This is a genomic window from Gilliamella sp. wkB308, from assembly GCF_001690185.1.
In the GTDB taxonomy this organism is placed as follows: domain Bacteria; phylum Pseudomonadota; class Gammaproteobacteria; order Enterobacterales; family Orbaceae; genus Gilliamella; species Gilliamella apicola_I.
This window is the reverse complement of sequence record NZ_LZGN01000040.1, coordinates 34725-60540: the sequence shown is the minus strand read 5'-3', so window position 1 is coordinate 60540 and position 25816 is coordinate 34725. Positions and strand designations below refer to the sequence as shown.

The 25816-nt window shown below is 35.8% G+C and carries 21 protein-coding genes and 1 other annotated feature; of the genes, 10 read left to right on the top strand and 11 right to left on the bottom strand.

The window, feature by feature from the left end:
• Positions 1-5 precede the first annotated feature (5 nt).
• The 5 genes from mdoH to A9G10_RS10700 all read right to left on the bottom strand — a co-directional run bounded on the left by mdoH (position 6) and on the right by A9G10_RS10700 (position 7179).
• Positions 6-2363, bottom strand: a complete 2358-nt coding sequence (gene mdoH / locus A9G10_RS10720) for a glucans biosynthesis glucosyltransferase MdoH (protein ID WP_065559554.1) — start codon at positions 2361-2363, stop codon at positions 6-8.
• Between the two features lie 10 nt (positions 2364-2373).
• Positions 2374-3936: a glucan biosynthesis protein G gene (locus tag A9G10_RS10715; protein ID WP_065559553.1), complete on the bottom strand. Its 1563-nt coding sequence runs from the start codon at positions 3934-3936 to the stop codon at positions 2374-2376.
• Between the two features lie 18 nt (positions 3937-3954).
• Entirely contained in the window at positions 3955-4620 is a 666-nt protein-coding gene (locus A9G10_RS10710; protein ID WP_065559552.1) for a hypothetical protein, read from the bottom strand.
• Positions 4621-4769: 149 nt separating this feature from the next.
• Positions 4770-5006 carry a YecH family metal-binding protein gene (locus A9G10_RS10705; protein ID WP_065559551.1) on the bottom strand — a complete coding sequence of 79 codons (237 nt, stop codon included), beginning with the start codon at positions 5004-5006 and terminating at the stop codon, positions 4770-4772.
• A gap of 229 nt (positions 5007-5235) precedes the next feature.
• Positions 5236-7179: an exoribonuclease II gene (locus tag A9G10_RS10700; RefSeq protein ID WP_065559606.1), complete on the bottom strand. Its 1944-nt coding sequence runs from the start codon at positions 7177-7179 to the stop codon at positions 5236-5238.
• Positions 7180-7309: 130 nt separating this feature from the next.
• Between A9G10_RS10700 and A9G10_RS10695 the strand changes: the two genes are divergently transcribed.
• A complete protein-coding gene (locus A9G10_RS10695) occupies positions 7310-8065 on the top strand; it encodes an alpha/beta fold hydrolase (RefSeq protein ID WP_065559550.1) in 756 nt (251 codons plus the stop codon).
• A gap of 3 nt (positions 8066-8068) precedes the next feature.
• Here A9G10_RS10695 and A9G10_RS10690 read toward each other — a convergent pair whose 3' ends face one another.
• The 4 genes from A9G10_RS10690 to A9G10_RS10675 are packed head-to-tail and all read right to left on the bottom strand — an operon-like array spanning position 8069 to position 9833.
• Positions 8069-8389 carry a type IV pilus modification PilV family protein gene (locus tag A9G10_RS10690; RefSeq protein ID WP_179855835.1) on the bottom strand — a complete coding sequence of 107 codons (321 nt, stop codon included), beginning with the start codon at positions 8387-8389 and terminating at the stop codon, positions 8069-8071.
• Positions 8382-8813: a DUF2509 family protein gene (locus A9G10_RS10685; RefSeq protein WP_065559548.1), complete on the bottom strand. Its 432-nt coding sequence runs from the start codon at positions 8811-8813 to the stop codon at positions 8382-8384. Before A9G10_RS10685 ends, A9G10_RS10690 begins: the two co-directional genes overlap by 8 nt.
• Complete coding sequence (locus tag A9G10_RS10680; protein ID WP_065559547.1) at positions 8800-9360, bottom strand: prepilin peptidase-dependent protein; 561 nt, start codon at positions 9358-9360, stop codon at positions 8800-8802. Before A9G10_RS10680 ends, A9G10_RS10685 begins: the two co-directional genes overlap by 14 nt.
• The gene (locus A9G10_RS10675) at positions 9354-9833 is read right to left on the bottom strand and encodes a prepilin-type N-terminal cleavage/methylation domain-containing protein (RefSeq protein WP_065559546.1); all 480 of its coding nucleotides are present in this window, start codon (positions 9831-9833) and stop codon (positions 9354-9356) included. The genes A9G10_RS10680 and A9G10_RS10675 overlap by 7 nt, the downstream gene beginning before the upstream one ends.
• Positions 9834-10052: 219 nt before the next feature.
• On the opposite strand from A9G10_RS10675, the gene dapD reads away from it, so the two are divergent.
• From dapD to A9G10_RS10645, 6 genes are all read left to right on the top strand, one after another.
• Positions 10053-10877 carry a 2,3,4,5-tetrahydropyridine-2,6-dicarboxylate N-succinyltransferase gene (gene dapD / locus A9G10_RS10670; protein ID WP_065559545.1) on the top strand — a complete coding sequence of 275 codons (825 nt, stop codon included), beginning with the start codon at positions 10053-10055 and terminating at the stop codon, positions 10875-10877.
• A 102-nt stretch (positions 10878-10979) separates the two neighbouring features.
• A complete protein-coding gene (locus A9G10_RS10665; protein WP_065559544.1) occupies positions 10980-11471 on the top strand; it encodes a YajQ family cyclic di-GMP-binding protein in 492 nt (163 codons plus the stop codon).
• Between the two features lie 221 nt (positions 11472-11692).
• Entirely contained in the window at positions 11693-13969 is a 2277-nt protein-coding gene (gene bglX, locus A9G10_RS10660; RefSeq protein ID WP_218837400.1) for a beta-glucosidase BglX, read from the top strand.
• A 53-nt stretch (positions 13970-14022) separates the two neighbouring features.
• Positions 14023-15717: a sensor histidine kinase gene (locus tag A9G10_RS10655; protein WP_065559543.1), complete on the top strand. Its 1695-nt coding sequence runs from the start codon at positions 14023-14025 to the stop codon at positions 15715-15717.
• Complete coding sequence (btsR, locus tag A9G10_RS10650; protein WP_065559542.1) at positions 15717-16436, top strand: two-component system response regulator BtsR; 720 nt, start codon at positions 15717-15719, stop codon at positions 16434-16436. Before A9G10_RS10655 ends, btsR begins: the two co-directional genes overlap by 1 nt.
• A 292-nt stretch (positions 16437-16728) precedes the next feature.
• Entirely contained in the window at positions 16729-18879 is a 2151-nt protein-coding gene (locus A9G10_RS10645; RefSeq protein WP_065559541.1) for a carbon starvation CstA family protein, read from the top strand.
• A 505-nt stretch (positions 18880-19384) separates the two neighbouring features.
• Here A9G10_RS10645 and A9G10_RS10640 read toward each other — a convergent pair.
• Positions 19385-19846, bottom strand: a complete 462-nt coding sequence (locus A9G10_RS10640; RefSeq protein ID WP_065559540.1) for an NfeD family protein — start codon at positions 19844-19846, stop codon at positions 19385-19387.
• Between the two features lie 96 nt (positions 19847-19942).
• Positions 19943-20860 (bottom strand): SPFH domain-containing protein, encoded by a 918-nt coding sequence (locus tag A9G10_RS10635; protein WP_065559539.1) that lies wholly within the window; start codon positions 20858-20860, stop codon positions 19943-19945.
• Between the two features lie 226 nt (positions 20861-21086).
• Positions 21087-21167 (top strand) — a sequence feature (Trp leader region).
• Positions 21168-21209: 42 nt separating this feature from the next.
• On the opposite strand from A9G10_RS10635, the gene A9G10_RS10630 reads away from it, so the two are divergent.
• The 3 genes from A9G10_RS10630 to trpCF are packed head-to-tail and all read left to right on the top strand — an operon-like array spanning position 21210 to position 25800.
• Complete coding sequence (locus A9G10_RS10630) at positions 21210-22772, top strand: anthranilate synthase component 1 (RefSeq protein WP_065559604.1); 1563 nt, start codon at positions 21210-21212, stop codon at positions 22770-22772.
• Positions 22772-24403, top strand: a complete 1632-nt coding sequence (gene trpD, locus A9G10_RS10625; protein ID WP_065559538.1) for a bifunctional anthranilate synthase glutamate amidotransferase component TrpG/anthranilate phosphoribosyltransferase TrpD — start codon at positions 22772-22774, stop codon at positions 24401-24403. Before A9G10_RS10630 ends, trpD begins: the two co-directional genes overlap by 1 nt.
• Before the next feature lie 14 nt (positions 24404-24417).
• A complete protein-coding gene (trpCF, locus tag A9G10_RS10620) occupies positions 24418-25800 on the top strand; it encodes a bifunctional indole-3-glycerol-phosphate synthase TrpC/phosphoribosylanthranilate isomerase TrpF (protein ID WP_143426004.1) in 1383 nt (460 codons plus the stop codon).
• Positions 25801-25816: the final 16 nt, after the last annotated feature.

Below are 25816 nucleotides of genomic sequence, written 5' to 3'. Positions count from 1 at the left end.
AATTACTATTGACGCTCATTTTGCCATAATTGGAACAAATTGTCGTATTTTTCTTGTTGCAGCCAAATATGGCGATGCAATTGAGAAAGGATGAAAGGATCTTCTAAAATTGCTAATTGTTGTTCTTTACTAATTTTTTCAAGATCTGTGTGTAAATAGTGATGAACTAATTCGTCACGTACTAATTGATTTTTCTCATTCGCTAAATGACGTGAAGTCGATAAGGCACATGCCAGCGCATTATAAACCGGATCAATAAGTGCCATAATAAAGCCATGTTGCACAAAAGCAGCCTCGGTTTGTTGTAAATAATCGTCTGTCAATGTGACGGCACGAGTTGGATGCGTTTCTTCAGGGGTTAAAAATAAGCCTGCTTTTTGAGCTTTGATTCCCACACTGGAAAGACCCGAAATGCGAATAACCAATGGAGAAATAGTTAACGGTATCAGGATTGCAATGTACCAATAGGTAAATTGTGGGTTGAGCCAAATTATTATCGCTAACCAAATAATGCCTAATATTGATAGTGGCCAGCAAAAATAGAATGACTCGCCCCATGTTAATGCGTCATCATTTCTGGAAGGGGATTTCCACTGGATTTTACTACCTAACCATGCTTTTACCACAAATTTACTATGAAATATCATGCGGATAGGGGCTAAAATCATCGACCATATCATTTCAATAAGGATAGATAAGGTTAATTTAACAATTCCACCCACGTCCTTTGCTCTGGTTTTGGCAATGATAATACCGTAGCTAAAAAATTTGGGTGCAAATAATAATACTAACGTTGTCGATAATAGTCTTATTGCTAACTGTTCATCCCATTTTGGCCAAGTAGGATAAAATTGATTGGATTGGTAAAAATATTGTGGTTCTGAAATATTAAATACCAATAATAGTAGTGTAGAAAAGATTAAAAAGACCAACCATAAAAGTGACGAAATATAAGCCATACCACTGGTCAAAAACATAATGCGATGGGTAAAGGTAATTCCACTTTTAAAGATTAATCTTAAATTGATTAAATTCCCCATACACCAGCGATTATCTCGTTTAAGATCTTCAATCATGTTGCCAGGAAGCTCTTCATAGCTACCATTAAGATTATAAGCAATCCAAACTCCATAACCAGCTCGTCGCATTAATGTCGCTTCTACAAGATCGTGTGACAATATATGAAGAGGCCCTTTACGTTTTTGTAAAGGTGATAAAATACAGTGTTCAATAAAGGGTTTTAAACGAATCATCGCATTATGTCCCCAATATTGTGCTTCACCCAATTGCCAAAAGTGAGTACCTGAACAAAATATATCACTATATATTTGATTAGCGAATTGTTGAATACGCCCATAGAGCGTTTTCATTCTGACTGACTTCGGAGGGGATTGCAAAATACCTGCATTAGGTGTCATTTCCATCATGGCAATCATTTTTAAAATACAGTCGCCAGTCATAATACTGTCTGCATCAAGAATCATCATATATTCATATAAATGACCCCAACGACGACAAAAATCATCAATGTTACCACTTTTACGTTTTACGCGGCGTTTGCGGTGACGATAAAAAATCTGACAGCCGTTATCGGCTTTTTTGGCGTTAAAATCAGCCCAAGCTTTCAGTTCATTGACATATAGATCGGGATCATTGGTATCACTCAAAATATAAAAGTCACAACATGCGGCTTGACCAGTTTCGACGAGTGATTGATAAGTCGCTTCTAATCCGGCAAAAACACGTGCCACATCTTCATTACAAATTGGCATAACTAAAGCAGTGCGATGCGTATTGTCAATATGAGATGCAGGATCGGTTGGAATCGGTATGGTGAATCGATCTTTACCTATGACCGCCAAAATTAATCCCATAATACTTGTCCAAAAACCAATTGAGATCCAACAAAACAAGATAGCAAACAGGACTATTATAATTCCTTGAATAATATAGGGAATCACGTTATAAATTGCCAGTTCAGGGTTTAGCTGCCAATTAGCCATAAAATTAATTTTGTCCCAACTTTGATAGGGTAGCAAAGAAGATAAATAATTTGTGCCTAAATAAGTTTGAATGGCAATCAACAAAAACATGATCAAACGCCGAATAGTGGCAATGAAGCTTTTATTTGGCTTGGATTTGGCTTTGAAAGGTTTATTCCAAATTTGAGGTTGGATTGCTACACGCTCAATGTCTGGATAGGTAGGTTGTTGCTTTCTGTCATCATTAAAATCACGAGTATCACTAATTTGATTCAAGCGATACTTCAAAAATGCCACATCATCAGAAGGCATTTCCTGTTCATTTGATTTCTGACGCCAGTTATCAGCGTCAGAAAGATGTGAAAAGTAATCATTTTTCATAGGATTATCACTATTGTGCAGGATATTGACCACTCCATGTTTCGGATAAAATTTCGTTAGTTTTCTCAGAAGCTAATTGAATACGAATATCAGTGGCTTTTTTGTTATCTTCAACATTAAACCTTACAATGACACGCCATCCTTTAGTGACCGAATTATATTGAGAGTCTGTGCTAACAATCGATCCATTGGTGATACTTGAAATCACCTTAACTGGTATTTTATTGGATAATTGAGGTCCTGCAAAATCAATGACGTAAGCATTAGAACCATCGAGTTTACGAATTAGATTTGCCTGTTTGATATCGCCTAGCGATAAACGCGTACTGACTGCTCTGGCAACATTACTTGGATAACGTTGCTGATCATTTAACGTGTAGTGTAATCGATAGCTAATATCAAGAACATCACCAGCATTGTACTGTTTTTTCGGAACCCAGAACGTTACGATATTGTCGTTAGTTTCATCGGCTGTCGGTATTTCAACGAGTTCCACACGACCTTTTTGCCAATCGCCAAGAATTTCTGTCCAAACACTTGGTCTCTGCTCATAATGATCATCAAGGTCTTGATAATCTTGAAAACCATTATCACGTTGAATTAAGCCGAATTGTTTAGGGTTTTCCAAGCTATAAGATGAAAACGATAGACGTTTAGGATTGTTTAAAGGACGCCAAATCCATTCATTATTGTTGGTTAAAATGGATAACCCATTAGAATCATGCATAGCAGGGCGATAATTCAAAATTGGCGAAGGTTGATTTGGTCCGTATAAAAACATACTTGTTAAAGGTGCCACACCAAGTTTTTTTACCGATGTACGGAAGAACACTTTAGCTTCAACCGTGACAGTGGTATCAACACTTGGGATTAATGTTATTTTGTATGCACCAGTAACACTAGGTGAATCAAGAAGCGCATAAATCACTAAATGTTTTTGATTTGGTTCGGGTCTTTCTATCCAAAACTCTTTAAAACGTGGAAACTCTTCTCCCGATATTTCACCTGTATCGATAGCAAGCCCTCTTGCTGAAAGACCATAGATTTGGTTTTTACCTATTGCCCGAAAATAACTACCACCGAGTGCAGTAAAAACTTCATCATCGGTTTTGGTTGGCGAATTAATAGGGTAATGTACTTTAAATCCTGCAAAACCTAAATTTTTAGTATCTAGTTTATCTAAGTGAATCTGACTAAGGTCAAAATAACTAGGATCATATTTGATTTCTTGAGCGTGATTATTGACGACTTCATTAATCTTAACGGGGGTATCGAAATACATGCCTTCGTGATAAAACTCAAGTTTGAAACGGGTATCTTCATCATTCCAATAAGCTTTTTGATGATTAAATTGAATTTTCTGATAGTCTGCAAATTGTAATGATGCAAGTTCACTCGGGATATTTTTGGAGGGTTGCTGATAAGTTTTTTTTGATAAGTCCTTAGCTTTGTTTATTACATCCTCATACGAAAATGCCCAAGAAGAAAAGCTAATTAACGAAACAGCACAAATGCAAAAAATTTTGCATGTGACTGTTTTATAAAATTGGCTGTTTGGCAATAAATTGTGCATAAAATACTCACATTGGGTTTATCTAAATATATTGAAATAATTAATAATATTATCTTTTGGACTGCCTAAACACTTTTCAACATAATCGTTTTTCATTTCTAAAATAATGCTTGGGTTTTGGTCAATCAAAAAGTGAGCATAATTATCTTTGTTGATTTTTGAATAGAGTGCTGACATATCTTGCTCAGACATTTTAAATAATGGCTGATAGTAGTTGGCAATCTTGGCTGTATCTTTTGTATAAATTGCCGAGACAAAGTCAGCAGAAAGATCACAATAATTTTTGATATTGCTGCGAGATGCCTTGATTTTATTCAGTTCAATTTGACGCGCTGCTTCGTTTTCTTCAGTTATTTTTTTGAGTTGCAGGTCAGATCTCAGCTTGTAATATTCAGTTAAATAAAAATTTAAAACACAAAAGGCTGTATTATCATCATTTTTACACGTTAGCAATCCCCGCTTAATAACATAGTTATTAAAATTTTTGTTGCCAATTAATTGAGCGAGTTGATTTTTTGCATTCACAACATAGGGATTGTTATATTCAGTTTTATTTTGTAAAGCCAATAATTGATCTGTTTCAGTATTCCCTTCCGCTTTTTTCTGTGACAAACCAGATCGAAGTGCGCAACTTGAAACAAGAATAGCAACAATGGCACATGTTAAAATATTACTTATTTTCATATATAAAATTCCATGAACTTATTCTTGAGTTATAAATCAATAGGATGCTATATAGCTATTATTAAAAAATTATATACTTTTTTTTATAATAACACTTTATAACAACGTATTTTTTTGTAAAAAATGTGATAGAACTTACAACTTTATCATTAGTGGTGACAGATCTTCTGAATATTAACTGTAAATTGTGTATTTGTTACAGGTGAAAATTTTGCTTTCGCTTTCAAAAAAGCAATCAGTTCAGATGCATTCATATCTGTTTTAGAGCAAGTATGAAATTTAGCATGTTTTCCAAATCGTTGTTCAATAGCTGCCAGTAGAGATAATTCTGTGTAGCTATTCCCTTCCATCATTTGTAAAACTTCATGACCATGAATTGATACCATAAATCCCTCTTGATGTTACCGATTAATGCTATAACAACGACACTTTTATAACCCGTTTATCTTTATAAAAGCAATGTTTTAACAAGGTTGGGAAAGATATCAGATCTTAACACGAAACAAAAGAATTTAATCGTTAAGATATTGTCAATATATGATGCCTTGATGCTAAATAATTACAGCATTAAGTAAAGATTAATTATCATTAATCTGCAAGGCATCATGTTTTTAATCATTCATTAATATTTGTTAATTTAACGATAATTGATTGATTTTCATTTTTTACTTGAAAGATAGAAACCGAGATAATATCAGTGAGTTTATAACCGATATTATCGTTTATTTTAATCAGGCCTTCATCGGGTAATGAAACGATTTCTTCTCTTACAGAATGTAGCATGGATAAAGGTAAAAAAGCATAGGCGCCAATATCGGTAAGACGAACTCTGGCACCGCCACGATTGATATCCACAATTTCAGCTGAGTATGTTTCACCAATTTTATCTGATAAGTATTGGGCAAATAGATTTTCGGCCATATCTCGTTCTGCCAATCTTAACATTTTCCGCCGTTCATTCATGGTTTTGAGTTGATGTGGATCCGGTGGTGTTAGCGCTTCATGGCGTATATAAGCTTTCAATACACGATGATTAACCATATCGCCATATTTACGAATTGGTGATGTCCAAGTTGCATAAGCGTCAAATCCCAATCCAAAATGGGGTTGAGGTTCAATTGAAAAATCAGCCGGACTTTGAAATTTTCGTAACCGCATGGCTAAGAACGGATCATTATCAATGATGCGACGAAGTTTTATATAACCTGCAAACGATGTTAGTAACGTTTTATCAAACTCAGTTATCCCGTTGTCAGCTAAAATTTTTAAGATTTGATCCAAATATTTAGTGTCAAAGCCGGTGTGAATATTATAAATACCAAAACCAATTTTTTCATTTAACATCGAGGTTAATGCTTGGTTTGCAATCACCATGACTTCTTCAACAATTTGATTAGCTATGCGACGCGGTTCTTTTATAATAGCTTCAACTTGGCGATTTTCATCAAGTACGAAACGGTAGTCGGTTACATCCTTAAAAACAAGCGCATTTTCTTGTCGCCAATTTACTCTGACCTTAGCTAAATTGGCTAAGATTTTAAGTTGTTCGGGTAAAGATGAATGACTTGAAGATAATTCCTGATTGTTTTCCAAGAAGTCAGAAACATTGTGATAAGCAAGTTTGGCTTTTGATTCTATCCAAGCAGAGGTAAAGCTGATGCTATCGAATAAGATATTCCCTGATGAATCAAGTTTTAGATTGCATACCATTGCTGGGCGTTTTACATTCGCTTGCAAAGAACATAAATCATCGGCTAACTCTTTCGGTAACATTGGGATATTGAAATCGGGAAGATAGGTCGTAAAATTCCTTATTCTTGCAATGTTATCAATGTCACTATCTTTTAATACAAATGCTGTGGGATCGGCAATGGCGACATGAAGATGAAAATTACCTTGTTCATCCATATTAACCGAAATGGCATCATCCATATCTTGAGTGTTTTCACTATCTATGGTAAAAAAACAGATGTCAGTTAAATCTTGACGATTTTCAAGCTCTTTTTCAATAATCGATAAAGTGTCAGCTTGTGGTACTGTTGTTTCTAAATTATAACGTGCAAGTGTTTTAAGCCATAATTTGTATTTTGAATCATCTTCAACGATGAAATCGGTAATGGCTGCAAAAAATTTTTTTTTGTCTGCGTTCAAAGGATGTGAAATGAGTGTTGCAACGACCCAGTCATTTTCTTTTAATTTTTGTGGAAGTTGATTATTTACTTTGCAGGGGATCGCAAAACTGCTAGGCATGTTTTCTGGATAGATAACCATTGAACGGTCTTGAAAACCTATTCTTCCGATAAATGATTCTAATGCGCTTTCAAGTAATACTTCAGGTTCAAAAGATTCTTTATCATTGCTTTTGACAACGATTCCAGAAACTTTGTCGCCATGACAAACGGTTTTCATTTTAGCCATTGGTATAAAATAACTGGTTTTGTTATCAACGTCTAAAAAACCGAATCCCTTCTCATGGGCTCGGACTGTGCCTTCAATGCGTGGCGTTTGTTGATGAAGCTCTTGCTTTAGTTGTGCGAGTAATGGGTTATTTTGAAACATATGACTTAATATATAATGAAAATAAGTGCTGAATTCTAACACATTTATAGCTTATATTGTTACAGAATTCATCACTAAATTATTATCAAATATTGGAATAAATTTTTAACATAAATATTAGAGTTGAAATATGAAACTAAACTATAAAATTCAGGGCGAAGGACAGCCTATTTTATTTTTGCATGGTATGTTTGGTAGCTTGGATAATTTGAATATGTTAGCAAAAGATTTTGCTCCGCATTATCAAACTATTCAGGTCGATCTGCGTAATCACGGACTTTCGCCGTGGTCAGATGAAATGAATTATGACGCTATGGCTAATGATGTTGCTGAGCTTTGTCATGAATTACAATTGAAAAATCTTATAATTGTCGGCCATTCAATGGGTGGAAAAGTGGCTATGCAATTAATTCGAATTGTGCCTGAAATTATTCAGAAAGTTGTCGTCATGGATATTGCACCGGTTAAATATTTACAGTCGCCCAATTTTGATGTTATTCAATCATTAGAAAAGTGTTGTTCACAGCATATTACTGATAAAAAACAGATTATGCATATTATGGAGCAACAAGGTGTCAATACAGCGACTATCTATTTTTTATTAAAATCATTTAAAAACGGTCACTGGCTGTTTAATGCAAAAATTATTGTTAAAAATTATTCTGATTTAAGTGATTGGCAAGCAGGCGCGCCCAGTATGAAACCCATTTTATTTATTCGTGGTGGGAATTCAACATATATAGCTGATCAATATTTGGATACACTGTTTTCGCAATTTCCACAGGCTAAAATTGTAACTATTGAAGGGGCAGGTCACAATGTTCATGCTGAAAAAACTGCTGAAGTATTAACGGCATTGCATGAGTTTATCGAAAATAAAATTTAATTGTTATTGGCAAAATAATCGTTGTTGCTCATTTTTATCATAATTAGGTATTGTTACTGTTATGATGACCAATGTACATTGATTATTGTACGTTTTATTTTGTACGTGATATGTCCAATGTGTTGGAATAATATGTTGGGCAATATCAGGATAGCTATCGAGTAATTGGAAGATAACCTGATCAGCATGTAGTTTGTTGGTAATGTAATGGCGCTGATGCAATAAGGCTTTTTCCATCTGCATAAAACTAAGAAGAATGATTGAAAATAGTAGTGAGGCGATCAATACTTCAATCAAACTAAAACCGCCAGCATGCTTATTCACAATCATGGCTTCTTTTCTCTGGGCAATAATCAAGCCACTGTCCTTTATGAACGATGAGTTTGTTATTATGTAAATGCGCTAAAGTATAAAGAAAAAATCCATTAGCTTCTCCGCGTACTAAAATGGCATTATCGTGACTCCATCTCGATAGTTTAATACAAACTTTTAATTGTAAGTTTAGTTCAAGTTGGCATTGCCAATGGGGTTTAGGAGGCTGCCAACGTTGCGTTATTGCCCAACTTAATGATGAACTGGCGGTATTAAATTGTTGATAGTATCGTCTTTCTGTCATGGCAATTTTTTGCCATGATGCAACTAAAAAATGAAATCCGAACAATAAAGATAAGCCTATTATCATTAAAAAAATCACCATAACAATAGCACTAAAACCCGATTGGTTAATAAGACGATTACCTGTTTTCATTTTTGATTATCTTGGTAAGGTGATATTGAATATGAGCATGTTTCTTCAATTCAGCAGTTAACTTTATTTCAATTGTCTGACTGCGTTGCTTGATACTAAATTGAGTGACGTTCACATCATTTGGATCAAACAGGCGTTGCCAATTCAAACCATCACATTTTGTGGCTGCGTGTTTGTATTCGAGATTATTTTGGTGATAGCGAAAAGTAAAGACATCAAAATAAGTAGAATATAAAGATTCGCGACTCCCATTATCACCTAATCCACTGTCATAACGAATAACAATACAATCTTGTCGATCATTAATTTCAATAGGTTTAAATTTTGTTTCTGTGGAAATATGAGGCGTAAACCCAGCACGCTTAATATCTTTAGATAAGCCAGCCAGTGCTTGATGAACTGTTTGTTGTAAATGTGATTTTAAATAATCATCGCTTAGCCGCATTTGGAGTTGTTGATAACATTGACTTGTGCCAATCAAAATTAAACTTGCTATCATTAAACAGATTAATACCTCAAAAAGCGAAAATCCTGATTGCTTTAACATGGAGGCATACCGGATAGATAACCTTGCTCATAACAAAAGCGAACTCTTCCTCGAAATGAGATTAATATTTTTGTTTCGCCTATCTTATTATGAAGTTTTAAAGAAGCTGTTTGTGCCATGTTTCTTCGTCCCCAAAAGGAAATGATTTTTTTATTGGTTAAACCGCTTATTTCAACCGAATTGTTGGGTTTAATATATCGTAATTCACCCTCCATACAGGAATTGGGTTTATCGCCTTTACTGGCAACTAAACACCAAGGTGAGGAAAAAAGATAGAAATGATAAGTATAATTATAAGTGTATGCGTTAATTTGCACTTCGTTAAAAAAATGCGTTAATTGTTTAGTGGTAGTAAGCAATTCTTCTTTAAGTTGTAACGTTTTCCATTGTGTTACACCAATGGAAGCAAATATGGCACAAATGCCCACAACAACGAGCAACTCTAATAAAGAAAATCCTGAATTTTGCATCATACATATTGGTTAAATTAGCGATATGATGATAGTAAATAATGACATTCAAATATCGATTTTTCATTGTCAAAATTGGAACATATTTCACAAATTAATTCCCTTTTTATTAAACAGTATTAAGATGATATGACAAACCGCTTAAAAAGTGCCGGATATTATATTATACTGTCGATCCTGATTAAATTTGCCAACGGACTTAAAAGTTAAAGGAAACAAGAGATGCAACAATTACAAACTATTATTGACGCCGCATTTGAACGTCGTGCGGAAATCACACCATCAAATGTTGATGCTGTTACACGTGATGCAATTAATCAATGTATTCATCTATTAGATAGCGGAAAAATGCGTGTCGCTGAAAAAATTAATGGTGAGTGGGTAACCCATCAATGGTTAAAAAAAGCTGTATTGCTCTCGTTTCGTATTAACGAAAATCAGTTGATTAATGCGGGTCCAACTAATTATTACGATAAAGTGCCATTAAAATTTGCTGACTATGATGAAGCAAGATTTGCGCAAGAGGGTTTTCGTGTTGTTCCGTCTGCTATTGCGCGTAAAGGGGCTTATGTCGCTCGTAACACCGTATTAATGCCATCTTATGTTAATATTGGTGCTTATGTTGATGAAGGGACAATGGTTGATACGTGGGTTACTGTTGGTTCATGTGCCCAAATTGGTAAAAATGTTCATTTGTCTGGTGGTGTTGGTATCGGTGGAGTCTTAGAGCCATTACAAGCTAATCCAACGATTATTGAAGATAACTGCTTTATCGGTGCCCGTAGTGAGATTGTAGAAGGCGTGGTTGTTGAAGAAGGTTCGGTTATCTCAATGGGCGTATTTATTGGGCAAAGTACCAAAATTTATGATCGTGCAACCGGTGAAGTTTATTATGGTCGTGTGCCTGCTGGTTCTGTTGTTGTTTCCGGTAATTTGCCAACTAAAGATGGTAAATATAGCCTTTATTGTGCCGTTATTGTTAAAAAAGTGGATGCCAAAACTTTAGGTAAAGTGGGTATCAATGAGTTACTTCGCACTATCGATTAATTTTTTAATCACACTTAAAAATGCCACTAACTAAGTGGCATATATCTTTATATTTTTCTTAAAATTCTATTTATATTTTTAATCTTTTGAAGAGGAGAGTTTATGCCTTCTTTCGATATCGTATCAGAAATTCAAATGCCAGAAGTGAAAAATGGCGTCGAGAACGCATCACGTGAATTAACCACGCGCTGGGATTTTAAAAATGTTGAAGCTTCGTTTGAATTAAACGAAAAAAACGAGACAATTAAAGCCACCAGTCAATCAGAGTTTCAAGTTCAGCAACTTCTTGATATCTTACGAGATAAATTGGCTAAACGTGGTATTGATGGCGGTGCTTTAGACATTCCTGATGATTTGGAGCATAGCGGTAAACTTTACAGTATAACAGTCAAACTTAAGCAAGGTATTGATAAAGAGTTAGCTAAAAAAATAGTGAAATTAATTAAAGATAGTAAAATTAAAGTTCAAGCTCAAGTTCAAGGTGATCAAGTTCGAGTAACCGGTAAATCTCGAGATGATTTACAAGCGACAATGGCTTTAGTTAAGAATGGTGAATTAGGACAACCTTTTCAATTTACCAATTTTCGAGACTAACCACTGCTTAAATTTGCCGATAATGTTGTCGGCAAGTTTGCTTATTGAATATCCGGTCTTCTTTTTAGCATAATCCTCATTTTTTCTTTTTATACTAAAAAATTTCACCATACTCTACTAAAGGTGATTTTCACAAATTTAGTAAAGATTGAGATTTTTTTTAGCGATTCAGCTATTCTATTCTTATTTCAATCCTCACAACGACAGTGACAGCTAACCTAATGATGAAAAAATTAATCTTATTGTTATTCATGTGTCTCTTCTCTTCCTCTATTCTTGCGCAAAATGATAATAGCGAGGATAAAAAAGCCTTTATCGATGAGCTATTATCAAAAATGACCATTGAACAGAAGGTTGGACAATTGCGTTTAATCAGTGTGGGCGGAGAACTCACACTCGATAAAGTCTTAGATCAAATAGAAGCCGGCGAAATTGGAGGGATATTTAATACTGTTGTCGAGCCTGACTTATCACGAATGCAAGATCGTGCTTTAAAATCCCCAAGCAAGATCCCGTTATTATTAGGATTTGACATTGTGCATGGTCATCGCACTGTGTTTCCAATCAATTTAGGTATTGCCTCTACTTGGGATCGACAAGCAATGGCTCTTGTCGCACAAGTTTCTGCTGATGAAGCCACTTCTGATGGACTTAATATTACTTGGGCTCCCATGGTCGATATTACCCGAGATCCACGATGGGGTAGAGTTTCTGAAGGTTTTGGTGAAGATCCTTATCTTACTTCAGAAGCTGGGCGGATTTTTGTTGAACAAATGCAAAAGCCGTCTTTGGCTGAAAAAAATTCGTTGGTGACAACCGTTAAACACTTTGCGCTTTATGGTGCGGTTGAAGGTGGGCGAGAATACAATAGCACCGACATGAGTGAACGAAAAATGTTTCAAGAATATCTGGTTCCTTACAAAGCGGCAATCGATGCAGGAAGCCAAGCTATTATGGTATCGCTGGTTACAGTAAATGGTATTCCGGCTACCGCAAATCATTGGCTTTTGACCGATGTTCTTCGTAATCAATGGCATTTTAATGGCGTAGTCATTAGCGATCATGGTGCAATTCGGGAACTGATTAATCATGGTGTTGCCAGTAATGCCAAAGATGCTGTTCGAATCGCAATTAAAGCCGGTATTGATGTTAGTATGAATGATGAATATTTTCTTCAATTTATCCCTCAACTGGTCAAAGAAGGGGCACTGAGTGAAGATGATATTAACAATGCATGTCGACATGTGTTGTCACTTAAATATGATATGGGATTGTTTCGTCACCCACATCGTAATTTAGATCCAAACTTAGACATTGAAACGATGTTTGCTGATAATCGATTACATCGAAAAGAAGCCAGAGAAGTGGCACGACGAAGTATTGTGTTATTAAAAAATAATAATAAGCTTTTACCGCTATCTAAAGATCAAAAAATTGCGGTTATTGGTCCGCTTGCTGACTCCAAACGCGATATATTAGGGAGTTGGTCGGGTGCAGGTCGAGCTAATTTAGCCGTGACTCCTTTGGAAGGCATTAATCACGCAATAAACAACCCCAAAAACGTCAGTTATGCATTGGGTGCTAATCTTTCGGATGATCCCGCACTATTTAAATTCTTAAATCTTTACGAAGTTACGGCAAAATTTGATGACAGACCCGTTGAAAAGATGATTAATGAAGCGGTCGAATTAGCGAAAAATGCAGATGTTGTTGTCGCTTTCGTTGGTGAAGCGCAAGGAATGGCACATGAGTCGTCAAGTCGAACAGATATTTCCCTTCCTGAAAGTCAAAAAAGATTACTTCGAGCACTTAAAGCAACCGGTAAACCCCTTGTTATCGCTTTAATGAATGGTCGCCCGTTAACATTAGTCGATGAATATCAACAAGCCGATGCGATGCTTGAAACATGGTTTTTAGGTACAGAAGGCGGTAATGCCATTGCTGATGTCTTGTTTGGCGATTATAATCCGTCTGGAAAATTACCTATGTCATTTCCACGCAATGTTGGACAGATACCTGTCTATTACAGTCATTTAAATACAGGTCGCCCACACGGAACGGAGAATATGGGGAAATACACGACATCTTATTTGGACAGTCCTAATGAACCTTTGTTCCCATTTGGCTATGGTCTAAGTTATACCGATTTCAACATCACTTTTTCTCTTTCAGCGACAGAAATGCAACAAAATGGTCAAATTATTGTCACAGCAACGGTTGAAAATACAGGAAACAGGGAAGGTACTCAAACCGTTCAACTTTACTTACAAGATGTGACTGCTTCGGTAAGTAGACCTGTTAAAGAACTAAAAGGCTTTGAGAGCATTACATTGAAAGCACATGAAAAAGGAGAAGTGCACTTTATTATCAAGCCTGAAATGTTAAAATTTTGGAATGACAAAATGCAATATGTGGCAGAGCCAGGTAAATTTAATGTGTTTATAGGCTCGGATTCAACTACACAAAACAAACAAACTTTTACTTTATTGAATAACTAAACTTTTTATCTCATTAACCTTCGTTAATGGGATAGGCTTAATAGATTTAAATTATGCTTGAATTCGATCTAATTCTACAACTTTTACAACAGATGTGTGTTTATTTAGTTATCGCCTATTTACTAAGTAAAACCCCAATTGTTATTCCGCTCATGCAAGTCACAGTGCATTTACCGCATAAATTAGTTTGCTATTTTATCTTCTCACTATTTTGTATTATGGGGAGCTATTTTGGACTTCACATTGAAGATACTATTGCAAATACCCGTGCTATCGGGGCGATCTTAGGCGGTCTTCTTGGTGGTCCTATGGTTGGTTTTTTAGTCGGTGTGACAGGGGGGATTCACCGCTATACATTAGGGGGAATAACGGCTGAAAGTTGCATGTTATCAACTATTTTAATTGGGCTAATCAGTGGGTTATTGCATTATGCGTTAATGAAAAAAGGTCGGGTTGATCTTATCTATAATCCTTTGTTAGTCGGCGTGCTGGGATTATTGGTCGAATCGCTTGAAATGATTTTAGTGTTATTAATTTCACGCCCTTTTGATACTGTTTTACATGCGGTAAAAAGTATTGCAGCGCCCATGATTATCGCCAATAGTATTGGTTCGGCGATGTTTATGCGAATATTATTGGATCGACGCGCTATTTTCGAACGCTATACCTCGGCTTTTTCGGCAAAAGCATTACAAATTGCAGTGAGCACTGAAGGGCTGTTACGTGATGGTTTCAATCAAGAAAATAGTACAAAAGTGGCAGAAATTATTTATCAAGAGTTAGATATTGGTGCGGTTTCCATTACAGACAGAGAAAAAATCTTGGCTTTTATTGGAATTGGAGATGATCACCATTTACCGGGTACACTGATCACGTCAAATAGTACTTTAGAAGCTATTGAAAAAAATGAAGTACAATATCTGGATGGCGCACATTTACCGTATCAATGTTCAATTAACAAAAATTGCCGTCTTGGATCAACGTTGGTGATTCCACTGCGAGGTGAAAATAATACTGTCGTTGGCACGATCAAATTATATGAGGCAAAAAATACTTTATTTAGTTCAATCAATCGAACATTAGGGGAAGGGATAGCCAGTTTATTATCGGCACAAATATTAGCGGGTCAAAATGAGCATTACAAACAATTATTGTCTAAAACCGAAATTAAGTTATTACACGCCCAAGTTAACCCACATTTCCTGTTTAATGCCTTAAATACGCTTGTTGCAGTTATTCGACGAGATAAAGAGCAAGCATCTAATTTAGTGCAAAATCTATCGATTTTTTTTCGAAAAAATCTCAAAAGAACGGATGAAATAGTTACGCTCAAAGATGAAATAGAGCATGTTAATGCTTATTTACAAATTGAAAAAATGCGTTTTATGGAGCAACTTACGCTTGATATTCATATCCCAGTAGATTTAGAAAATGCTCGTCTTCCTGCATTTTCATTGCAACCAATCGTTGAAAATGCGATAAAACATGGTACGTCCCAATTGATTGGTGAAGGAAAAGTGAGTATAAATGCTTATACAAAAGATTCAACATTGTATTTAGAAGTCATCGATAATGCGGGTAATTATCGAGAAAATAAAAAAGATTTGAAAGGATTAGGACTAAATTTAGTCGATAAAAGAATTCATATTCGTTATGGTGAAAGATATGGTCTAGCGATTTTCTGTCAACCTGACGAATATACGAAAGTGATATTATCACTACCATTGCAAGAGGATGTAATTAGTTGATGTTAAATGTTATTATTGTGGATGATGAACTCCCTGCACGTGAAAATTTACGTTGTTTGCTCGAAAAAGATCCCGATGTTGCTATTATTGCTGAGTGTAATAATGCAATGGAAGCCATCAGTAAAATTCACCGGCTACAACCTGACGTGGTATTTTTAGATATACATATGCCCAAAATAAATGGGTTTGAAATGTTATCGATGCTTGATCCCCAGACGATGCCTAGCATTGTCTTTTTAACCGCTTACAGTGAATTTGCCGTTAAAGCTTTTGAAGAACAAGCATTTGATTATTTACTTAAACCGGTAGAACAAGACCGTCTCAATAAAACACTATGCCGTTTACATCAACATCAATTACCTAATAATGTAAAGCATTTAGATATGGTTAATCAAAATTTAGATTATATCCCTTGTGTTGGTCATAACCGTATCTATTTATTAAATTTAGATGATGTATTTTATATCGCTTCCAAAATAAGTGGTATCTATGTATTTAATCAAAATAATGATGAATATTTTACTGAGTTAACTTTAAAGACATTAGAAGATAAAACCCCTCTTATTCGATGTCACAGACAATACTTGGTTAATTTAAAAAAACTCAAAGAGATTCGCTTTAATGAATCAACGGGTGTAAGTATTATTTTAAATAACGATATTTCAGTCCCTGTTAGTCGTCGATATCTAAAATCACTCAAAGAAATGTTAGGATTATGATTCCAATTATCGATTTATGTAAATTTTATTAAACCGCTCATTGACTGATTTTAACCACTCATTGTTGCCATTCAACCTATGGCTTAAATAGCGATACCATTCTTATCAACAAAAATTTACTATAAGCTTGATATATAAGTCACAAAGGTATACTCAAAACCATAAAATAGGTAAGGAATAGTGGAAGATAGTAAAAAAATTGTTTTTTATTTATCCAAACACCAAGCCAAATAGCATTTTAATGGTGTTAAGTATCGTTTTTATAATCTTAAAACCCAAAAAGAGAATCATTATGAATAATAAAATATTAAAGCATATTCCTTGGGTCATTCTTGCTTTTGTTGGTGCATGCTGTTTGGCAGTCGTTGCATTACGGCGAGGTGAACACATCAGTGCATTATGGATTGTTGCTGCTGCTGTATCTGTCTATTTAGTTGCTTATCGATATTATAGCCTTTATATCGCTAATAAGGTTATGCGATTAGATCCTACTCGAGCAACGCCTGCTGTCATTAATAATGACGGATTAAATTATGTTCCGACCAATAAATATGTTTTATTTGGTCACCATTTTGCTGCTATAGCTGGTGCAGGTCCATTGGTTGGTCCCGTTCTTGCTGCACAAGTTGGTTATTTGCCCGGTACACTTTGGTTACTTGCTGGTGTTGTTTTTGCTGGCGCAGTACAAGATTTTATGGTGCTTTTCTTATCATCTCGCCGTAATGGTTCTTCATTGGGTGAAATGATTAAAAGCGAGATGGGGCCAATTCCTGGTGCTATCGCCTTATTTGGTTGCTTTTTAATTATGCTCATCATTTTAGCGGTTTTAGCGTTAATTGTTGTGAAAGCATTAGCAGAAAGTCCTTGGGGTGTATTCACGGTTTGTTCAACTGTACCTATTGCGCTGTTTATGGGTATCTATATGCGATTTTTAAGACCCGGTCGAGTTCTTGAAATCTCAGTCATTGGTATCGTTTTACTTATATTATCCATTTGGTTTGGGGGCGTTATTGCTCACGATCCTTACTGGGGGCCAGCGTTGACATTTAAAGACACAACGATTACTTATGTGCTAGTCGGTTATGCCTTTATCTCTGCGATGTTACCTGTATGGTTAATATTGGCACCACGTGATTATTTAGCGACGTTTCTAAAAATTGGCGTTATTGTTGGTTTAGCAATAGGAATAGTCATTTTAAATCCTGATCTAAAAATGCCAGATGTAACTCAATATGTTGATGGGACTGGCCCTGTTTGGAAGGGATCATTATTCCCATTCTTATTTATTACGATAGCTTGTGGTGCGGTTTCTGGATTCCATGCGCTTATTTCTTCTGGTACCACGCCAAAATTATTAGCCAACGAAAAAGACGCACGCTTTATTGGATATGGTGCAATGTTAATGGAATCTTTTGTTGCCATAATGGCGTTAGTCGCAGCTTCAATTATTGAACCTGGTCTCTATTTTGCGATGAATACTCCGCCAGCAGGATTAGGGATTACAATGCCTGATTTGCATAAATTGGGGACTGATGATGCACCAATGATAATGGCGCAATTAAAAGATGTCACCGTTCATGCAGCCGCAACGGTTAGTTCTTGGGGCTTTGTGATTTCGCCAGAACAAATCTTACAAACGGCCAAAGATATAGGTGAACCGTCTGTCTTGAATCGTGCCGGTGGTGCACCAACGCTAGCGGTAGGTATTGCTTATGTCTTCAACCAAATTTTACCGGGAGCGAATATGGGCTTTTGGTATCATTTCGGTATTTTGTTTGAAGCCCTATTTATTTTAACGGCGCTTGATGCAGGAACACGCTCAGGTCGATTTATGTTACAAGATTTATTAGGTAATTTTGTCCCGTTCTTGAAAAAAACAGACTCACTTATCGCTGGCTTTATTGGTACGCTGGGATGTGTGGGACTATGGGGATATCTGCTCTATCAAGGCGTTGTTGACCCATTAGGCGGTGTGAAGAGCTTATGGCCATTATTCGGAATATCCAATCAAATGCTAGCTGCTGTTGCGCTAATTTTAGCAACAGTCGTATTGATTAAAATGAAACGAGCGCAATACATTTGGGTTACTATCATTCCGGCTATTTGGTTACTAATCTGTACAACTTGGGCATTAGGTTTGAAATTATTCAGCGATAATCCGCAATTAGAAGGCTTCTTCTATTTAGCTAAAGAATATAAACGTCAAATTGCTGAAGGTGGTAATACGTTAACGGCTCATCAAGTTGACAATATGCATCATATTATTATTAATAATTATACGAATGCAGGGTTAAGTATATTATTCTTACTTGTGGTATACACGATTATCTTCTTTGGTATTAAAACTGCGCTTAAAGTTCGTAACAATAAACAAAGAACAGATAAAGAAACAGCTTATGTTCCTATACCAGAAGGTGGTGTTAAAACATCAATGTCACATTAATTGGTCTGAATCGGGATGTCATAGCGATATTGCCTCTCGACAGTAAACTCCAATTATTTTAGTTAAAGCTCAACAATCTTACATTGTTGGGCTTTTCTATGTTTGCCATGAAAAAAATGCTTCCAATATTCTAAGGCTTGTTAAATTAAAAAATTTAGCGTTGTTGGCATAACTCTCTATATGTCATTTCCAGTGTGATAGCATGTCGCATGGATAAGTCAAACGAATGTAAACAATTAATCGTAACTGTTATGACAAATATTTGCGGTTTATTAACTAAAAAAATTAGCCAATAATTATTATTGGCTAATAGGATAAATGAATGTTAAGGTTAGTAGTATCGAATCAATGATACTGCTTTGTTACACAATAAAGATTGCATAAATTTTGGTGCATTTTTAGTATCATCATTCGATATATAAATCTTATTTTCTTTACAACTTTCAATCATCTTCTCAATGTCATTTTTTTGATATTTGTTTTTTAAATATGATATGAAAACATTTTAAATGATAGGTTCAACACTTAAAATTATTCCATCGACAGAAGTAACAATAACGGATTGACCTACTGGTAAATCTTGATTACATCTAGCTGACCATGTGCCATCTTTAATTTTAACTCGACCAGAACCATTAACAATTGCATCAGTGACGACTGTTTTAATACCAATTAAGTCATGTTGAGGTTGATTAATTTGGTTTTTACTTGAACGATGTTTTCCTTTGCTTTTAAGCCAGACATACCAGAGATAAACAGAAACGACAGTAAAAATTGAAAATAAGAACCATAAAGTTGGCCAAGATAATGGAATTACCCAAGCTATTATTCCCACACAAATGGCAGAAATTCCACACCAAAGTGCATATCCACCTATACCTAATAATTCGGCAATCAGAAAAATAATGCCTAAGGCAATGAAAATCCAATGAGGAGAGTTATAAATAACTGTAAAAAAATCAGCCATTATTTTTTACCTTTCATTTTATAAAGATTAAAGCAATGCCTCTATTTTAGCATAGTGTAAATTCGCTAAATTAGAGGCATAAATATCGAAAAATTATTATGAATTAGTTTTTGATTCTTTAATTAATTCTGCAATACCACCAATACTGCCGATTAAATTAGATGCATCAAGTGGCATCATAATAACTTTACTGTTATCTGATGAACCGATTTGTTGTAATGCTTCGGTATATTTTTGGGCAACAAAGTAGTTAATCGCATTAATATTCCCTGCAGCAATTGCTTGAGACACCATTTGTGTCGCTTTTGCTTCAGCTTCAGCGGCACGTTCACGCGCTTCAGCTTGTAAGAATGCGGCTTCTCTTTCCCCTTCAGCTTTCAAAATTTCAGATTGTTTTTCACCTTCAGAACGTAAAATAGCCGCTTGACGTACCCCTTCTGCTTCAAGAATTTCAGCACGCTTATTACGTTCTGCTTTCATTTGAGCATTCATGGCTGCAATTAATTCAGCAGGTGGACGAACGTCACGAATTTCAATACGGGTAATTTTAATCCCCCAAGGGCTAGTTGCATCATCGACAATACCCAATAATTTAGAGTTGATATGATCACGTTGTGATAACATTTCATCCAGTTCCATACTACCCAGTACAGTACGTATATTGGTCATCATTAAGTTAATCACAGCACGCTCTAATTGATTAACTTGATAAGCGGCTCTTGCTGCATCTTGTACTTGGATAAAACAAACCGCATCAATTTGCACATTCGCATTATCTTTTGAAATAACTTCTTGTGATGGAATATCAAGCACTTGTTCCATCATATTAATTTTTCGTCCCACACCATCCATAAATGGAATAATGATATTTAATCCGGGTTCAAGAGTATGGGTATATTTACCAAAGCGCTCTATAGTATATTGAAAACCTTGCGGAACAATAGTAATAGCTTTTAATACAGTAATTAAAGCAAGTATAACGATAACGCCAATAACGATGTAAAAAGTAGGCATAGACAACATTTCCTTAGTAATTAGAATTCGGGGCTATTTTAATGATAAATTTCTAATTTGACTAGCTATTATTAACTTAATTATATTAAAACGATTATCGATAATTTATTTAAATTTAATTGTTGACAACACACTAATGAACTAGTTTAATAGTACAAAATATATTAAACAGATAATGATGATGACATTACGATACTTATACCTAGTTATTTATTCATTCACAGGCTTTGGTTGGTGGCACATTAGCTATTTCGGGTGATGTGATTATCTGTTTTTTCATAAACCCGCTTAATGCGGGTTTTTTAGTTTTGAATTAATGATTAAAAAATTAAATAATAGTGAGTCGACAATGAATAAGCCAATTTTAACCCAGCTAACTAAAACTATTAGTTATCATCAAGATCCGACGTTAGTATTTAACCAATTATGTGAAAATCGTCCTGCAACGTTATTGCTCGAATCGGCTGAAATCGATAATAAGCAAGGTATTAAAAGTGTCATGATTGTTGATAGTGCCTTACGTATCTCGGCAATAAACACGCAAGTGACTTTTGAGGCCTTGACCACTAATGGTGAAAAGTTGTTACCTTTATTGCACCATGCTTTTGATGAAAAGGTCATTAAAACATTCGATCATTCCCAAAAATTAACCTTGAGCTTTCCGACGATTGATAGCTTGCAAGATGAGGATTCTCGCTTAAAGTCGCTATCGATTTTTGATGCGTTAAGAACATTACTTAAGATAGTAAATATTCCTGAAAAAAGTAGTTCGGATGTCATATTTGTTGGTGGGTTATTTTGTTATGACTTGGTAGCAGGATTTGAAAAGTTACCTATTTTACCAACAGAACAATGTTGCCAAGATTTTTGTTTCTATTTAGCGGAAACCCTATTAGAAATCAATCATCAAGAACATGTATCAATTTTGAAGGCTACCGCTTTTACGTCAGATCAGATTGAAATATCTCGCTTAACTCATCGTTTAGCTGAATTAGATGCGACGTTAAGCAAGCCGATGAAACCAATTCAAACCCAATCACTGGCAAGCATTGATGTTACGTGTAATAAAAGTGATGAAGATTTCAACACGGTTGTTAAAAAAATGCAAGATGCTATCCAACAAGGCGAAATTTTTCAGGCAGTGCCTTCCAGACGTTTTATGTTACCTTGCCCAGCCCCTTTATCGGCTTATCTAGTACTAAAAAATAATAATCCAAGTCCTTATATGTTTTATATGCAAGATCGTGATTTTGTCTTGTTTGGGGCATCACCTGAAAGCGCGCTTAAATATACTAAAGCAACAAATCAAGCCGAAATCTACCCGATTGCCGGTACTCGCCCTCGAGGATTAACGGCGAATGGTGAAATTGATTATGATTTGGATAGTCGATTAGAACTTGAGATGCGCACCGATAAGAAAGAGTTAGCAGAACATTTAATGTTAGTTGACTTAGCCCGTAATGATTTAGCGCGTATATGTCAACCTGGTACTCGCTATACTAAAGAATTATTAAAGGTTGATCGTTACTCTTTTGTTATGCATTTGGTTTCGAGAGTGGTAGGGCAATTACGACATGATTTGGATGCCTTACATGCTTATCAAGCGACAATGAATATGGGAACGTTAACGGGCGCTCCAAAAGTTCGAGCCATGCAATTAATTGCCGAATCAGAAAAAGTAAAACGGGGTAGCTACGGTGGCGCAGTGGGGTATTTTACTGCCAATGGTGATTTGGATACTTGCATAGTTATTCGTAGTGCGTATGTGGAAGCGGGGCTTGCAACCGTTCAAGCAGGTGGGGGTGTAGTGTTAGATTCAGAACCACAATTTGAGTCTGATGAGTCACGTAATAAAGCTCGTGCCGTTGTTCGTGCGATTATGGCAGCACATAATGTAGAAGGTGTATTTTAATGGCTAATATTTTATTTATTGATAATGTTGATTCCTTTACTTATAACTTAGTCGACCAACTTCGTAATAGCAAACATTGTGTCACTGTTTATCGTAATACGATTCCAGCCGATGTGATTATTGAAAAATTATCTCAAATGCAAAATCCTATTTTAATGCTATCACCAGGTCCTGGTACGCCTAGTGAAGCAGGATGCATGCCAGAACTACTTAAGCGTCTGAAAGGAAAATTGCCAATAATTGGTATCTGTCTTGGCCATCAAGCAATTGTTGAGTCCTATGGGGGAAGCATTGTACCAGCAGGTGATATTTTACATGGTAAAGCATCGCTTATTGAACACGATGAACAAGCTATGTTTAAAGGGTTACCCAACCCACTACCTGTTGCTCGATACCACTCTTTAAAAGGCGAAAATATTCCAAATACACTCACCATTAATGCACTTTGTAATAATATTGTAATGGCAGTGCGCAATGATCATGATCAGGTTTGTGGTTTTCAGTTTCATCCTGAATCGATTTTAACTACTCAAGGTGTAAAATTATTAGAACAAACGATTGAATGGGCACTCAATCCACCACAACCAGAGTTACAATCAAAAGCTGAGGCCATTAGTGATAAACAAGAATATAACATTCAACCCATTATCAATAAATTGTATTTAGGACAAACATTAACCCAAGACGAGAGTAAAATTCTATTTAATCTTATTATTCAAGGCAAAATTGAACCAACCGTTTTAGCCACTGCGGTGATTAGCATGAAAGTAAGGGGTGAAAAACCCGATGAAATTGCCGGCGCTGCTCAAGCTTTGCTTGAAAATGCGGATAGTTTTGATATTCCCGATTATGAATTTACCGATATCGTGGGAACAGGTGGTGATGGCACCAATAGTATTAATATCTCCACAGCAAGCGCTTTTGTCGCAGCAGCATTAGGCTATAAAGTGGCTAAGCATGGTAATCGTGGTGTATCAAGTAAATCGGGATCGTCCGATGTATTATCGGCACTAGGAATAAAATTAAATATGCCTGCCGAAGCATCGCGTAAAGCATTAGATGAATTGGGGGTTTGCTTCTTATTTGCGCAACAATATCATTCAGGCTTTCGTCACGCTGCGCCCGTACGTCAGCAGTTAAAAACAAGGACTATTTTCAATGTGCTTGGGCCCTTGATCAATCCGTCCAGACCTAAACGTATTTTATTAGGGGTTTATCATCCCGATTTAATTAAACCGATTGCTGAAACGCTAAAAATGCTCGGTTACACTCATGCTTATGTCGTTCATGGTTCCGGAATGGATGAAGTTGCTATTCATGGTGAAACCCAAGTGGCTGAAGTTCGAAATGGCGAAATTCGCTATTTTACTTTGACACCACAAGATTTTGGGCTAAAACAGTATACCTTAAAAGATATTGAAGGTGGTACACCTGAGATGAATCGTGATATGTTAATAGCCATTTTACAAGGTCATGGTAAACCGGCGCATGAAGCGGCCATTGCTGCTAATGTCGCCATGTTAATGAGCCTGTTTGGTCAGTCAGATTTAAAACAAAATGCGCAGCAAGCAATTGAAATGATGCATAGTGGCAAAGCATATACGCTTTTACAACAATTAGCAGCAAGGTAAAAATGGAGAGTAACATGGTTATAAATACATTAACCGAAAATGTTGAAATGGCGACCGTTTTAAAAAAGATCATTGATGATAAAAAGCAATGGCTTATTGAACAAAAAAAACAAAAACCATTAGACACATTTAAAACATCAATCAAACCAAGTGATCGAGATTTTTATCAAGCTTTACATCAGCCTAAAACGGTGTTTATCTTAGAGTGTAAAAAAGCGTCGCCTTCAAAAGGCTTAATTCGTAACGATTTCGATCCTGCGAGTATTGCTAAAGTTTATAAAGATTATGCTTCAGCTATTTCTGTACTGACTGATGAAAAATACTTTCAAGGTCGTTTTGAATTTTTGCCAATTGTTCGCAATGAAGTGGCACAACCTATTCTTTGTAAAGATTTTATTATTGACGAATACCAAATCTATTTAGCGCGTTATTATCAAGCTGATGCTATTTTATTAATGCTATCTGTTGTCACCGATGATGAATATCGTCATTTAAGCCAGATTGCGCATCAACTTAATATGGGTGTACTAACTGAAGCGAGTACGGAAAAAGAAGTCGAACGAGCCATTGAGCTTGGTGCTAAAGTCATCGGTATTAATAATCGTAATTTACGTGATTTAAGTGTCGATTTAAATCGGGTTAAGAATTTGTCTAAAACAATCCCGTCTGATCGCATTATTATCAGTGAATCAGGCATATATACCCATAATCAAGTGAAAGAACTCAGTCAATTTGCCAATGGATTTTTAATTGGTAGTGCATTAATGTCTGAATCTAACTTAGCGTTAGCGATTCGAAAAGTTATGCTAGGTGAAAATAAAGTATGTGGTTTGACGCGAACAGAAGATGCTGTTGCAGCTTACCAAGCTGGCGCTGTTTATGGGGGATTAATTTTTGTCCCCCAATCACCACGCTATATTTCACCTATAAAAGCGCGTTCGCTTATTGCTGTAGCTCCACTTAATTGGGTTGGTGTGTTTAAAAATGAAGATATCGAACAAGTAAGCCAAATCGCCAAGCAATTATCACTTTATGCTGTTCAATTACATGGCAATGAAGATGAAGACTATTTACAAACCTTACGTCAACAGCTGCCTCAATCCTGTCAAATCTGGAAAGCGCTAAGTATTAGCGATGTCATCTCAGAACATCACCATCCACTAATTAGTCGCTACATCTTTGATCATGGAGCAGGAGGAACAGGAAAAAGTTTTGATTGGTCATTATTAAATGGGCAGGATTTAAATAATGTGATTTTAGCGGGCGGTATAAATCCACTAAATGTCAAATCTGCATTAGCGACTAAGGTTATCGGCATTGATATTAATTCTGGTGTGGAAATGTCTGCAGGTATTAAAGATAAACAGAAAATTAAAGCCGTATTTGAACAAATTTAATTAATTTTAAAAAGGA